This is a genomic window from Paraburkholderia sp. RL17-347-BIC-D, assembly GCF_046027915.1.
Classification (GTDB): Bacteria; Pseudomonadota; Gammaproteobacteria; order Burkholderiales; family Burkholderiaceae; genus Paraburkholderia.
This window is the reverse complement of the sequence record NZ_JARESS010000006.1, coordinates 293,361-307,852: the sequence shown is the minus strand read 5'-3', so window position 1 is coordinate 307,852 and position 14,492 is coordinate 293,361. Positions and strand designations below refer to the sequence as shown.

The window sequence follows — 14,492 nt, the reverse complement described above, 5'->3', positions numbered from 1 at the left end:
ATAGTAGCCGCGCGTCAGATACTGACGCTTCAGTTCCTGCTCGGCCTTGTCGACCAACGCCTTGTCGTAGTAACGGCCTTGCGACAAACCCACGGCGCGCAGCGCCTTGGTCAGGTTTTCCTTGTCGAACTCATGAATGCCGGCGAAGTCGATCGTGCCGATGGCCGGACGTTCCAGCACCTGCACGATGACGACGTTGCCTTCGGTCGCGATCTTGACGTCGTTGAAGAAGCCCGTGGCATACAGAGCGCGAATGGCTTCCGATGCCTTGTCGTCGCTGAAGGTGTCGCCTTGCTTGATGGGCAGATAGGCGAACACGGTACCAGGTTCGACGCGTTGCAATCCCTCGATCCGGATGTCTTGCACCACGAAGGGCGTCGTTGCGTGAGCAACCAGCCCATGCGCGGCGAATGCCGCGGCTATAACCGTCTTTGGAACAAAGCGATGAGGTTTAAACAACGTGCTTCCCCAGTGTGTATAGCTGCATCAGGTCGGGCGGTCGCCATCGTGAACGCCGCCGAACACTTTAAAAATGGATTAAACGAGCCAGATCGTTGAACAGCGCGATCGCCGACAATGCGACGATGCAGGCGAGACCCGCCCTCTGAAAAACGAGTTGCCAGCGATCGGAGACAACTTTACCGGTCACAGCTTCAACCAAATAATATAACAGATGACCCCCGTCCAATACCGGAATTGGTAACAGGTTCAGTACACCAAGGCTAATACTGACAAGGGCCAGGAACGACAGGAATGCAGAAGGACCTAGACGTGCGCTCTTTCCTGCGTAATCGGCGATCGTCACCGGACCGGAAAGATTTTTCAGCGACGCTTCACCGACCACCATCCTGCCGAACATGCGCACCGAGTACACCGCGAGATCCCACGTGCGGTGCGCACCCAACTGCAAGCTTTCAATCGGACCGTAATGCACGTCGATCGACGGCACTTGCGTAGCCAGTTCCGCGCCGATGCGGCCGATCTGCTGACCTGTCGTTTCATCACGCTGTGCCTGCGGCACTATGCTGACGTCTTCGAGCTTGCCCGCCGCCTTGCCGCCACGCTCGACCTGCAGCGTCACCGCTTTGCCGGCGTGCGATTTTACATAAGCGATGAAGGCCGTGGCGTTGTCGGTCGGAATGCCGTCGACGGCACGCAGACGATCACCCGCAGCCAGCCCGGCCTTTTGCGCCGCGCTACCCGGCTGCACACCCGCGACCGTCAGCTTGCCACCGCCCGGCTCGAAACCGAGATGCGACATGAAGTCGTCGTCGACGTCTTTCTCGCCGAGGCCGCGCAGATCGAGCTGGAAATCCGACGTGCCGTGCGCATCTTTCGCGCTCAGCACGACGCGCTTGTGATCGAATGCCGCACCCAGCAGCTTCCAGCGCAGGTCCGACCAGGAGCGCACGGGCTCGGACTCGCCGGCGTTCTCGGCACGCACGGCCACGATCGTTTCGCCGCCCTCGAAACCGGCAATGGCCGCGGGCGTATTCGGCGAGGGCGCGGCGACCACCGCCGCCGGCTCCGTCACGCCGGTGGCGAAGACGAGCGCGAACAGCACGATGGCTAGCAGGAAGTTCGCGACCGGACCGGCCGCGACTATCGCAAAACGGCGCCACACGGACTGCCGGTTGAACGCATGCGGCAACGCTTCAGCGGGGATCGGCTCGGCGCCGGTCTCGCGCTCGTCGAGCATCTTCACGTAGCCGCCGAGCGGCAGCGCGGCAATGGTCCATTCGGTGCCCGTCTTCGGGCTCACCCATTGGAACAGCGGCTTGCCGAAGCCGATCGAAAAACGCAGCACCTTGACGCCGCACAGGCGCGCCACGCTGTAATGCCCGTATTCGTGGACGACCACGAGTACGCCAATCGCGACCGCGAAGGCGAGCAGTTCGATCAGCAGGTTCATGTGCGCCTCACTGGACGGCGCGTTCCGTTCGACGAGCGCCGTCGGGCAGACGCGCGATGAATTCGGCAGCGGCGCGACGCGCGGCGGCATCCGCTTCGATCACGTCTTCGAGCGCGTGCGCGCTGCGGTTCGGCAACGCGTTGAGCACCGCGTCGACCACCTGGGCAATCGTCATGAAACCGATCTGGCGCGCGAGGAACGCTTCAACCGCGATTTCGTTCGCGGCGTTCAGGGCCGCGCTCGCGAGGCCTCCCTCAGCCAGTGCCTTCACTGCAAGGGCAAGACACGGAAAGCGCGTGTAATCCGGCTTCTCGAACGTGAGCGACGCGACCTGCAGCAGATCGAGTTGCGCCACGCCCGAATCGACGCGATCCGGAAACGCCAGCGCGTGCGCGATCGGCGTGCGCATGTCGGGATTGCCGAGCTGCGCGAGCACCGAGCCGTCCGCGTACGACACCATTGAGTGGATCACGCTCTGCGGGTGAATCAGCACCTCGATGCGCTCGCCCGGCAAACCGAACAGCCAGTGCGCCTCGATCACTTCGAGGCCCTTGTTCATCATGGTGGCCGAGTCGACCGAAATCTTGCGGCCCATGACCCAGTTCGGATGCTTACAGGCTTCTTCCGGCGTGACGTCGGCGAGCGTGGCCGGTTCGCGCGTGCGGAACGGGCCGCCCGACGCGGTCAGAATGATCTTGGAGACGCCGCCGTGCAGCGCGGCTTCGCGCGGCAGGCATTGGAAAATCGCGTTGTGTTCGCTGTCGACCGGCAGCAGCACGGCGCCGTTGTCGCGCACCGCGTCCATGAAGATCGCGCCGGACATGACCAGCGCTTCCTTGTTGGCGAGCAGGATGCGTTTGCCGGCGCGCGCGGCGGCGAGAGTCGGCGCAAGACCGGCCGCGCCGACGATTGCCGCCACCACCGTATCGCAGCCGTCGCTCTTCGACACGTCGACGAGCGCCTGCGGTCCGTACGTGACCTCGGTCTTGCAACCGGCTGCGCGCAGTTTCGCCGCGACGCTCGCGGCCGTGTCGGCGTCGCCGACCACCGCGACTTCGGGCTGAAAGCGCAGGCATTGCTCGACGAGCTTGTCGCCGTTGCGATGCGCGGAGAGCGCATAAACCGAAAAACGCTCGGGATGACGCGCGACGACGTCGAGCGTGCTGTCTCCAATCGAGCCCGTGGAACCGAGCAATGTCAGACGTTTTTGCATATCTCTTTCTCTAGCCGAGCAGCAGCATGGCAAGCGGCAGCACCGGCAACAAGGCATCGATGCGGTCGAGCACGCCGCCGTGCCCCGGCAACAGGCCGCTTGAATCTTTCACACCGGCCTGGCGTTTCATCATCGATTCGAACAGGTCGCCCACCACGCTGAATGCCACCAGCAGGGTCAGCGCGAGCAGCGTGCGCACGGCGCCCCAATGCGCCAGCAGCGCAGAATACAGGGTCGGCTCGAACGCATGCAAAAAGACCGCCGCCGCCGCGACGATCATCACCACCAGCCAGCCGCCGATCGCGCCCTCCCAAGTCTTGCCCGGACTGATGGCAGGCGCCAGCTTGTGTTTTCCGAACGCTTTTCCAGAGAAGTATGCGCCGATATCGGCCAGCCATACCAATAGCAGCAGCGACAGCACGAACGACACGCCCTGCATGCGCGCGGCGACGAGAGCATGCCAGCACGCGACAAATACCACAATGCCGGCAAGAAACAGAAAGGGACGCCAGGCGCCCTGCGCGAGCGTGGGCTTGCGCAGCAGCACGAACGGACCTGCGATCACCCAGAAGATAGCAGCCGCCTGGAAGAGCGGCCGCGCCTCTTCGATCCCGGCGCCGAGGCGCGTGCTGGCGACCAGCGCCACCGCCGCCACCAGCGCGTAAATGACCGGGCCCGCGCCGCCCAGCTTGAGCAGGCGCGCCCACTCCCATGCGGCGAACACGACGACGAAGGCGATCAACGCGCCGAATGCGCCCACCGGCGCGAACAACGTGACCGGCAGGAACACCGCCAGCAGGATGATCGCCGTGATGACACGGGTTTTTAGCATGGAAGCGAATCGACGTTTTGCGATTGCGGCTCGAGTTGAGCACTGGTGCGGCCGAAGCGGCGTTCGCGCTCCGCGTACGAAGCGATGGCATGGCCGAGCGCGTCGGCGTCGAAATCCGGCCAGAACGTGTCGGTGAAGTAGAACTCGGTGTAGGCGAGCTGCCACAGCAGGAAGTTGCTGACACGGCGCTCGCCGCCCGTGCGGATGAAGAGATCCGGCTCCGGCGCATAAGCCATGGACAGGTGTTCGGCGAACGATTCCTCGGTCACCTCGACCGCCTTGCCCGCCAGCGCCGACTGTTCGGCGAGCTTGCGGGTGGCCTGCATGATGTCCCAGCGGCCGCCGTAATTCGCGGCGATTGTGAGCGTGAGACGGGTATTGCGCGCGGTCTTGGTCTCCGCGCGCCTGATCAGGTCGCGGATGCGCGTATCGAAGCGGGACAGATCGCCCACCACGCGCAACCGGATGCCGTTCGCGTGCAGCTTGCCGATCTCGCGCTCCAGCGCGGTCACGAACAGGCGCATCAGGAACGACACTTCGTCGTTCGGACGACGCCAGTTTTCCGAGCTGAAAGCGAACAGCGTCAGATATTCGACACCCTGACGGGCGCACGCCTCGACGGCCGCGCGCACTGCGTCGACGCCGCGCGTATGGCCCGCCACGCGCGGCAAGCGCCGCTGGGTGGCCCAACGGCCGTTGCCGTCCATGATGATCGCGATATGTCGCGGCACCGCGGCGACATCAGGCACGCGCACGGTTGAGCTGGTATAGGTCATGGCCGTCGGGACAGTGACTGCAAATAAAAGAAGTGGAAACCTGAAAGTGCTGAGCCGACCGGCCTCAGACCGTCATGATCTCGGCTTCCTTCGTCACGACGAGCTTGTCGATTTCGGCGACGAACTTGTCCGTCAGCTTCTGAACGTCGTCACCTGCACGACGCTCGTCGTCTTCCGAAATTTCCTTGTCTTTCACGAGCTTTTTCAGTTGCTCGTTAGCGTCACGGCGCAGGTTGCGCACTGCGACCTTGGCCGTTTCCGCTTCGCTCTTGACCACTTTGGTCAGTTCGCGGCGGCGTTCTTCCGTCAGCGCGGGCATCGGCACGCGGATCACGTCGCCTTGCGTGGCCGGGTTCAGACCCAGGTCCGACTCGCGGATCGCCTTTTCGACGACCTGCACCATCTTCTTTTCCCACGGCTGCACGCCGATCGTGCGTGCGTCGATCAGAGTCAGGTTCGCGACTTGCGAAATCGGCACCGGCGAACCGTAGTAGTCGCACTGGATGTGATCGAGCAGGCCCGTGTGCGCACGGCCCGTGCGGATCTTCGACAGGTCGTTCTTGAACGCGTCGATGGAGCGCTGCATCTTTTGTTCAGCGCCCTTCCTGATATCAGCCACAGACATTTTTAAACCTCCGAACCTTCAAAACGGTGCGAGCCGGCCAGCGCGCGCAAGATGCGGCGGCCCGGGCTCGCGCTAAAGCCCACGTTATGTGAACGAGAGTTTACACGTGGACGAGGGTACCCTCGTCCTCGCCTTGTACGATGCGCTTGAGCGCGCCCGGTTTGACGATCGAAAACACCCGGATCGGCAGTTTCTGGTCGCGGCACAGCGCGAACGCCGTGGCGTCCATCACCTGCAGATTGCGGCCGATCGCCTCGTCGAAGCTGATCGTGGTGTAACGCGTCGCGCTCGGGTCCTTCTTCGGGTCGGCGGAATACACGCCGTCCACCTTGGTGGCTTTCAGCACGACTTCCGCGCCGATTTCCGAGCCGCGCAAAGCGGCGGCCGTGTCGGTCGTGAAGAACGGGTTGCCGGTGCCGGCCGCGAAAATCACGACTTTGCCTTCTTCGAGCTGGCGAATCGCGCGGGGCCGGATGTACGGCTCGACCACCTGGTCCATGCGCAGCGCCGATTGCACGCGCGCCTCGATGCCGGCGTGGCGCATGGCGTCCTGCAGTGCCAGCGCGTTCATCATGGTGGCCAGCATGCCCATGTAGTCGGCCGTGGCGCGGTCCATACCCGCCGCGCCGCCCGCGACGCCGCGGAAAATATTGCCGCCGCCGATCACCACGGCCAACTGCGTTCCGAGACGGACCACTTCGGCCACGTCCGCCACCATTCGTTCGATGGTCGCGCGATTGATACCAAAGGCATCGTCGCCCATCAGAGCTTCACCGGAGAGTTTGAGCAGGACGCGTTTATAGGCAGTGGGCATAGGGGTATCCAGATCGCGCAGAACAGGGCAACAACAAGGGACTAATGTAGGGGTGAAATGCTGATTCGGGCAAGCGTCGCCAAATTGACGAACCCTGGGGTTCGCCAGCGGCGGCTGCGCGGCGAGGGTCAACCCGCGCGCAGCCTTGCGGCGCTGCCGACCGCGGCAAAGTCTTGCTCCGCCGCGGGTCCAACGATATTGCAGTGAAGCTTGGGTGAGACTTATTGTTGCTTTGCAGCAGCGACTTGAGCGGCGACTTCAGCGGCGAAGTCGTCCTGCTTCTTCTCGATGCCTTCACCGACCACGAACAGCGCGAACTTCTGCACGCTCGAATTGCCAGCCTTCAGCATCTGCTCGATCGTCTGCTTGTCGTTCTTAACGAACGTCTGGTTCAGCAGCGATACTTCCTTCAGGTACTTCTGCACGCTGCCGTCGACCATCTTGGCGACGATTTCAGCCGGCTTGCCCGATTCGGCGGCCTTCTGTTCAGCAATGCTGCGTTCCTTGGCGATCAGATCCGCCGGCACGTCTTCCGACGACAGCGACACCGGCTTCATCGCGGCGATGTGCATCGCGACGTCCTTGCCGACCTGCTCGTCCGCGCCGGTGTACTCGACCAGCACGCCGATACGCGTGCCGTGCAGGTACGCCGCCAGCTTGTTCGAGGTTTCGAAACGCACGAAACGGCGGATCGACAGGTTTTCACCGATCTTGCCGACCAGTGCCAGGCGCACTGCGTCGACGGTCGAACCGTCCAGCGGCAGTGCCGCCAGCGCTGCGACGTCAGCCGGGTTTTGCGTGGCGACCAGCTCGGCGACTTGCTTCGAGAAAGCCAGGAAGTCGTCGTTCTTCGAGACGAAGTCGGTTTCGCAGTTCAGTTCGACCAGCGAACCCGCGTTGCCACCGATGAACGATGCGACCACGCCTTCAGCCGTCACGCGCGACGCTGCCTTGCTGGCCTTGTTGCCCAGCTTCACGCGCAGCAGCTCTTCAGCGCGCGCCATGTCGCCGTCGGCTTCCGTCAGCGCCTTCTTGCATTCCATCATCGGCGCGTCGGTCTTTGCGCGCAGTTCTGCAACCATGCTTGCGGTAATTGCCGCCATCATTTGCTCCTTGAGTTCCGTCTGTCACACGCCGCCCGGACTTCGATGCCGGCGGCAAGAATTCGTTTCAGCGTTGACCGTACTTTTTTACGGAGAACGCCTCGGGCACTGCTTCGAACACTGCCGGCAGCGCCCACCACAATGTCGCGGCTTAAAAAAAGGGGGCCTGTAGAAAGCCCCCTTTTTTGCCGGACACGGGGCAGCTTTACGCTTCCGAGTTGACCTCGACGAACTCGTCGCCGTCGCCACCACGTGCAGCTTGCACCACTTCGTTGACCGCGTTCGCACGGCCTTCGACGATCGCGTCAGCCACGCCAGCCGTGTACAGAGCGACAGCCTTCGAAGCGTCGTCGTTACCCGGGATCACGTAGTCGATGCCTTCCGGCGAGTGGTTCGTGTCGACCACGGCGATGACCGGAATGCCGAGCTTGTTCGCTTCGGTCACGGCAATCTTGTGGTAGCCGACGTCGACCACGAAGATCGCGTCCGGAATGCCGCCCATGTCCTTCACGCCGCCGATCGACTTTTGCAGCTTGGCCATTTCGCGTTCGAACAGCAGCGCTTCCTTCTTGCTCATGCGTTCGGTTTCGCCTGCTTCCAGCGCTGCTTCCATGTCCTTCAGGCGCTTGATCGAGACCTTCAGCGTCTTGAAGTTGGTCAGCATGCCGCCGAGCCAGCGCGCGTTGACGAACGGCATGCCAGCGCGTTGTGCTTCTTCAGCGATCGTGTCGCGCGATTGACGCTTCGTGCCGACGAACAGGATCGTGCCGCGATTGGCTGCCAGTTGACGCGCGTACTTCAGCGCGTCGTTGTACATCGGCAGCGTCTTTTCGAGGTTGATGATGTGAATCTTGTTGCGATGACCGAAAATGAAGGGGGCCATCTTCGGGTTCCAGAAGCGCGTTTGGTGACCGAAGTGGACACCGGCTTCCAGCATTTGACGCATGGTAACTGCCATGAAAATCTCCGCGAGGGTTGGGTCTTAAGCCGGCTGCCGTATCGGCCGCGTTGCCATAAATCTCTCTGGCTGAACGCGGCGGACACCCTGGGTGCGCCGGCCTGCGAGTCTGCTGCCTTGTTGCTTCCGCTTTCGCTTCTGCATTCACCTCATAGCGCAGGCAACCGGCGTTATGAGAAGCCATTCTTGCCGCTTTTTTGTCCATATGGACGAATAAAGTAAGACAGAGATCGACTTAGCCAAAGATTATAGCACGCGACTATTGCACGACTCAACCTGCCCGGTAGTCCTGTTCACGGCCGCGGGGTTGCACCCGCGCGGGCACCGCCCGCCTCGAACGAGCCCGCCGGGGAGCCAGTGAAACGCGCCGGCCCCGTCGCAAAAGGCTGCGGCAGCCGGAATATGGTGCGATAATCCTGCAATAAATCGCATTTCAGGCCCGACTCATGGCTATTACGCTCAAAAACGAACACGATATCGCGCAGATGCGCGTCGCCTGCAAACTGGCAAGCGAAGTGCTCGACTACATCACCCCGTTCGTCACGGCCGGCGTCACGACCGGTGAACTCGACCGTCTGTGCCACGAATACATGCTGAAGGAACAGGGCACAGTCCCGGCGCCGCTGAATTATCAGCCGCCCGGCTACCCGCCCTATCCGAAAGCCACCTGCATTTCAGTCAACGACGTGATCTGCCACGGCATTCCCGGCGACAAAACGCTGAAGAACGGCGACGCGCTGAACATCGACGTCACCGTGATCAAGGAAGGCTATTTCGGCGACACCAGCCGTATGTTCATCGTCGGTGAAGGCTCGATCCTGGCCAAGCGCCTCGTCCAGACTACTTTCGAATGCATGTGGCTCGGCATCGACCAGGTGCGCCCGGGCGCGCATCTCGGCGACATCGGCTACGCGATCCAGAAACATGCGGAAGGCCAGGGCTACAGCGTGGTACGCGAATACTGCGGCCACGGCATCGGCACGGTATTCCACGAAGACCCGCAGATCCTGCACTACGGCCGCCCCGGCACCGGGCTCGAATTGCAGACCGGCATGATCTTCACGATCGAGCCGATGATCAACGCCGGCCGCCGCGACATTCGCACCATGCCGGACCAGTGGACCGTCAAGACCAAGGACCGCAGCCTGTCGGCGCAGTGGGAACATACCATCCTCGTCACCGAAACCGGCTACGACGTGCTGACCGTATCCGCCGGCACGCCCGCGCGTCCGCCGGTCGTCGCGGCCACGGCCTGACCGACTTCCGACCTCACCGCCTCCCTGCCAATGAGTAGTGTTCCAGCCGTCGCCCAATCCCCTGCCACGTCGCTCAAGGCGGAGTACAAAGTGGCCAAAGCCCAACTGCTGGAACGCTTCAAGACGGCCACCAACGTCGACGCGTTGATGGCGTCGTTGGCGCGCGCCACGGACGACTCCCTGCGCGCCGCCTGGAACACCTGTGAGTTGCCGCCCGAACTGGCGCTGGTAGCGGTAGGCGGCTACGGGCGCGGCGAACTGGCGCCGCATTCCGACATCGACATTCTGGTCCTGCTGCCCGACGCGCCGATCGAGCATCTCGAAGCGCGCATCGAACGCTTTATCAGCCTCGCCTGGGATTTGGGGCTGGAGCTCGGCAGCAGCGTGCGCAGCGTGTCGCAATGTCTCGAAGAAGCCGCCAACGACGTCACCGTGCGCACCTCGCTGCTCGAGGCACGGCGCATTACCGGCAGCGCCACGCTATTCGACGACTTCGCGAAGCGTTACCGCGAAGCGCTCGACCCGAAGGCCTTCTTCCAGGCCAAAGTGCTGGAAATGCGTCAGCGTCACGCCAAATTCCAGGACACGCCCTACTCGCTCGAACCCAATATCAAGGAGAGCCCGGGCGGCCTGCGCGACCTGCAACTGATCCTGTGGATCACCCAGGCGGCCGGTTTCGGCAGCAGCTGGCGCGAACTCGAGGCGCGCGGCCTGATCACCGAGCGCGAGGCGCGCGAACTGCGCCGTAACGAGAGTTTCCTGAAAGCGCTGCGCGCCCGGCTGCACGTGATCGCCGGCCGTCGTCAGGACATCATGGTGTTCGACCTGCAAACGGCGGTGGCCGAGAGCTTCGGCTATAAGCCGACCGCCACCAAGCGTGCGAGCGAACAGCTCATGCGCCGCTATTACTGGTCGGCCAAGGCTGTCACGCAGCTCGCCACGATCCTGATCCAGAACATCGAAGCGCAGCTCTTCCCCAGCACGAGCGGCATCACGCGCGTGCTGTCGGATCGCTTCGTCGAAAAGCAGGGCATGCTGGAAATCGCCAGCGACGACGTGTTCCAGCGCGAGCCGAACGCGATCCTCGAGGCCTTCCTGCTGTACGAGCAGACGCCCGGCGTGAAAGGCCTGTCGGCGCGCACGCTGCGCGCGATCTACAACGCCCGCGACGTGATGGACCAGCACTGGCGGCGCGACCCGGAAAACGGTCGCCTCTTCATGGACATCCTGAAGGAGCCGGCCGGCATCACCCACGCGCTGCGTCTGATGAACCAGACCAGCGTGCTGGGGCGCTATCTGCTGAACTTCCGGCGCATCGTCGGACAAATGCAGCACGATCTGTATCACGTCTACACCGTCGACCAGCACATCCTCATGGTGCTGCGCAATCTGCGCCGCTTCGCGGTGGCCGAACACGCGCACGAATATCCGTTTTGCAGCCAGTTGATCGCCAACTTCGACCGGCCGTGGGTGCTGTACGTGGCGGCGCTGTTTCACGATATCGCCAAAGGCCGCGGCGGCGACCATTCCACGCTCGGCATGGCCGACGCGCGGCGCTTCTGCCGCAATCACGGCATCACGGGCGAGGACGGCGAACTGGTGGTGTGGCTGGTCCAGCAACATCTGACCATGAGCCAGGTCGCGCAAAAGCAGGACACGAGCGACCCGGAAGTCATCAAGCGCTTTGCCGAACTGGTCGGTACCGAGCGCCGCCTCACGGCGCTCTATCTGCTGACCGTGGCCGACATTCGCGGCACCAGCCCGAAAGTCTGGAACACGTGGAAAGGCAAGCTGCTGGAAGACCTGTACCGCGCCACGCTCGCCGTGCTCGGCGGCGCGCGGCCGGATGCGCATTCGGAGCTGAAGTCGCGTCAGGAAGAAGCGCTTGCGCTGCTGCGCCTCGAAACCGTGCCGGAAGGCGCGCAAAAGGCGCTGTGGGACAAGCTCGACATCGGCTATTTCCTGCGGCACGACGCGGCGGATATCGCGTGGCAAACGCGTGTCTTGTACCGCCACGTGGAAACGCCGACGCCGATCGTGCGGGCCCGTCCGTCGCCGATCGGCGAGGCGCTTCAGGTGCTGGTGTACGTGAAGGATCAGCCGGATCTGTTCGCCGGCATTTGCGCGTATTTCGACCGCAATGGCCTGTCGGTGCTCGATGCGCGGGTCAGCACGACCCGTCACGGGTACGCGCTCGATAATTTCCTCGTCGCGCATACCGAAGAAGACGTGCATTATCGCGATATTGCCAATCTGGTCGAACAGGAACTGACCGCCCGCCTCACCGGTGACGGCACCCTGCTTCCGGGACCGTCGAAAGGCCGTTTGTCGCGGCTGTCGCGGACCTTCCCTGTTACCCCGCGCGTCGATCTTCGGGCCGACGAGCGCGGCCAATATTACATCCTGTCCGTGTCGGCGAACGACCGGCCAGGCCTTCTTTATTCGATCGCGCGTGTGCTGGCCGAGCATCGGGTCGGCGTCGCTTCGGCGCGGATCAATACGCTCGGCGAACGCGTCGAAGACGTGTTCCTGCTGGATGGACACGGTCTGTCGGACAACCGCCTGCAAATTCAGGTCGAGACCGAACTGCTGCGCGCGATCGCAGTGTGAGATTTCATGCGAGTCAAATTAACAGCCAAGCACCCGCGGCCGGCTTCGTCCGAACGCGCCCCTGTCCGTACCGGCAGCACGTCGGCGCGTAAGCCGACGCGCCCGGCGGGCCCCAGGCCGGCGACGCCGGGATCGAGCGGGGCGCGGGGTGAAGGCGCTGGCGCGGCGGGCGGCGGCAAGCGACCGGCTGGCGCCGGCAAACCGGCTGGTTCTGGCGCACGTACTGCGCGTCCTGCAAGGGCTGAAGGATCGTTTTCGCGCGAGCGGGACGCTGGCGGCGCGCATCGCGCGGCGTCCGATCGGCCGCCGCGTCGCGAGGGCGCGGGTGGTGCGCCGCGCCGCTTTGAAGGTGGCGGTGATCGTGCGCCGCGTCGGGATGACGGTGAGCGCACGCCGCGTCGATTTGAAGGTGGTGGTGATCGTAGCGAACGCGCGCCGCGTAAGGCCGAGGGTGAACGGGGTCCGCGCCGGTTTGAAGGCAGTGGCGACCGCGCCCCGCGTCGGGACGCTGGAGAACGCGCACCGCGTCGATTTGAAGGTGGCGCGGATCGTAGCGAACGCGCGCCGCGTAAGGCTGACGGCGAGCGTAGCCAAGGCGCGCCGCGTCGTTTTGAGGGAAGTGCGGACCGTACGGGTAGCGCGCCGCGCCGTTTTGAAGGCGCAGGCGATCGCGTTGAACGGGCTCCGCGCCGCTTCGAAGGTGGCGGTGAGCGCGGCGAACGGGCTCCTCGTCGGTTCGAGGGCGGTGGTGACCGCGCCGATCGCGCGCCACGCCGGTTTGAAGGTGCGGCCGATCGAGGTGAACGTGCGCCGCGTCGCTTTGAAGGCGGTGCCGACCGCGGTGACCGCGCGCCGCATCGTGAAGCCGGTGCCCGAACGGAAGGTGCGCCCCGCCGTTTCGAAGGCAGCACGGATCGCAGCGAACGCGCTCCGCGCAGCTTTGGTGATCGCGCCCCGCGCCGCGACGACGGCGAACGCCGTCCGTTCAGCGGTGCTCGTCCAGGCGCAAGCCGTCCGTCGGAAGGCGGTCCGCGTGGCGAGCGACCGGAGCGCCGTGAACGCGACGCATCTGATCGACCGCGCTTCGGCAGCGACCGTGGCGCTCCGCAAGAGCGCCGCGCCGGCGAGCGTGGGCCGCGCAGCGACAGCGCGCCGCGCCGTTTCGAAGGCGAGCGCGGTGCGTCCGAACGTGGCGAACGCAGCTTCGCGAAACCCATCAAAACCGGCTACGGCGACCGCGGCCGGGCAGACCGTCCGGCACGCGCTCCGCGCGACGACCGCGGCGAACGCGCCCCGGCCAAACACGAATTCGGCGACCGTCCGGCCCGCGGCGCTGAGCGCACCGAGCGCACCGACCGTGGCGAACGCCCGGCCCGCAGCTTCGACAAGACGCTGCCGGCCGCCGGCCGTCGCTTCGGCGACGAGCGCCCCGCGCGCGCCGACAAACCGCGCGGCCCGGCCCGAGCCGAACGCGGCAGCGAAACCGATGCCGCTCCGCGCACGCCGCGTCGCGACTACGAAGACGCGCCAGGCACGCTGCGCCTGTCCAAGCTGATGTCCGAACTCGGCCTGTGCTCGCGCCGCGAAGCCGACGAGTGGATCGAAAAAGGCTGGGTGCTGGTGGACGGCGAGCGCATCGACACGCTCGGCACGAAGGTTCGTCCGGACCAGCGCATCGAAATCGACCCCGCCGCCGAAGCCGCGCAAGCGAGCCAGGTGACGGTGCTGATCCACAAGACGGTGGGTTTCGTCTCGGGTCAGGCGGAAGACGGCTATCAGCCGGCCATCACGCTGGTCACGCCGGCGAATCGCTGGGAAGGCGATCGCTCGGACATCCGCTTCTCCGTGTCGCATTTGCGCCAGCTTGCGCCGGCCGGCCGTCTGGATATCGATTCGACGGGCTTGCTGGTGCTGACGCAAGACGGCCGCATCGCCAAGCAGCTGATCGGCGGCCATTCCGAGATCGACAAGGAGTATCTGGTGCGCGTGGCGTTTGGTGAGCACACCACCGACGTCGAAAGCCACTTCCCGCCGGAAAGTCTCGCGCTGCTGCGCCACGGCCTGTCGCTCGACGACGTGCCGCTGAAGCCCGCCCAAGTAAGCTGGCAGAACGGCGAGCAGTTGCGTTTCGTGCTGCGCGAAGGCAAGAAGCGGCAGATTCGCCGCATGTGCGAACTGGTCGGCCTCGAAGTGATCGGCCTGAAGCGCGTACGCATGGGCAGTGTGATGCTGGGCGCGCTGCCGCCGGGCCAATGGCGTTATCTGGCGCCGGACGAGTCGTTCTGAAGCCGGGCGTCTGAAGGCGCTCTGGCGCTTCCAACAAAAAACCCACGCATTTGCGTGGGTTTTTTGATTCCTACACCAAGCCGAAGCTGCAAAAGCGCGGCAACCGA

12 protein-coding genes are annotated in these 14,492 nt (G+C 64.2%); 3 read left to right on the top strand and 9 right to left on the bottom strand.

From position 1 onward, the window contains the following. The 9 genes from P0D96_RS11630 to rpsB form a co-directional block, all read right to left on the bottom strand. Positions 1–459: POTRA domain-containing protein (locus tag P0D96_RS11630; RefSeq protein WP_408313458.1), on the bottom strand; the 459-nt coding region annotated here is incomplete at its 3' end. Positions 460–526: 67 nt separating this feature from the next. Then, on the bottom strand, positions 527–1,912 hold the full coding sequence (gene rseP, locus P0D96_RS11625) for an RIP metalloprotease RseP (protein WP_408313456.1): 1,386 nt from the start codon (positions 1,910–1,912) through the stop codon (positions 527–529). A gap of 7 nt (positions 1,913–1,919) precedes the next feature. Beyond that, complete coding sequence (locus tag P0D96_RS11620; RefSeq protein ID WP_408282615.1) at positions 1,920–3,125, bottom strand: 1-deoxy-D-xylulose-5-phosphate reductoisomerase; 1,206 nt, start codon at positions 3,123–3,125, stop codon at positions 1,920–1,922. 10 nt (positions 3,126–3,135) lie between these two features. Next, complete coding sequence (locus P0D96_RS11615) at positions 3,136–3,957, bottom strand: phosphatidate cytidylyltransferase (RefSeq protein ID WP_408313454.1); 822 nt, start codon at positions 3,955–3,957, stop codon at positions 3,136–3,138. Next, positions 3,951–4,733 carry a polyprenyl diphosphate synthase gene (gene uppS, locus P0D96_RS11610; protein WP_011488864.1) on the bottom strand — a complete coding sequence of 261 codons (783 nt, stop codon included), beginning with the start codon at positions 4,731–4,733 and terminating at the stop codon, positions 3,951–3,953. Before uppS ends, P0D96_RS11615 begins: the two co-directional genes overlap by 7 nt. A gap of 64 nt (positions 4,734–4,797) precedes the next feature. After that, positions 4,798–5,358 (bottom strand): ribosome recycling factor, encoded by a 561-nt coding sequence (gene frr / locus P0D96_RS11605; protein WP_012433445.1) that lies wholly within the window; start codon positions 5,356–5,358, stop codon positions 4,798–4,800. 100 nt (positions 5,359–5,458) lie between these two features. Beyond that, positions 5,459–6,172, bottom strand: coding sequence for a UMP kinase (gene pyrH / locus P0D96_RS11600; protein WP_011488865.1), 714 nt, complete (start codon positions 6,170–6,172; stop codon positions 5,459–5,461). 221 nt (positions 6,173–6,393) lie between these two features. Beyond that, a complete protein-coding gene (gene tsf, locus P0D96_RS11595; protein WP_132373927.1) occupies positions 6,394–7,275 on the bottom strand; it encodes a translation elongation factor Ts in 882 nt (293 codons plus the stop codon). Positions 7,276–7,480: 205 nt separating this feature from the next. Then, positions 7,481–8,233 (bottom strand): 30S ribosomal protein S2, encoded by a 753-nt coding sequence (gene rpsB / locus P0D96_RS11590; protein ID WP_132373926.1) that lies wholly within the window; start codon positions 8,231–8,233, stop codon positions 7,481–7,483. A gap of 446 nt (positions 8,234–8,679) precedes the next feature. On the opposite strand from rpsB, the gene map reads away from it, so the two are divergent. Genes map through P0D96_RS11575 form a run of 3 tightly spaced genes read left to right on the top strand, consistent with a single transcriptional unit; the run spans position 8,680 to position 14,385 of the window. Beyond that, positions 8,680–9,489, top strand: a complete 810-nt coding sequence (map, locus tag P0D96_RS11585) for a type I methionyl aminopeptidase (RefSeq protein WP_132373925.1) — start codon at positions 8,680–8,682, stop codon at positions 9,487–9,489. A gap of 30 nt (positions 9,490–9,519) precedes the next feature. After that, positions 9,520–12,099 (top strand): [protein-PII] uridylyltransferase, encoded by a 2,580-nt coding sequence (locus P0D96_RS11580; RefSeq protein WP_132373924.1) that lies wholly within the window; start codon positions 9,520–9,522, stop codon positions 12,097–12,099. A gap of 6 nt (positions 12,100–12,105) precedes the next feature. Then, positions 12,106–14,385 (top strand): pseudouridine synthase, encoded by a 2,280-nt coding sequence (locus P0D96_RS11575; RefSeq protein ID WP_408282623.1) that lies wholly within the window; start codon positions 12,106–12,108, stop codon positions 14,383–14,385. Positions 14,386–14,492: the final 107 nt, after the last annotated feature.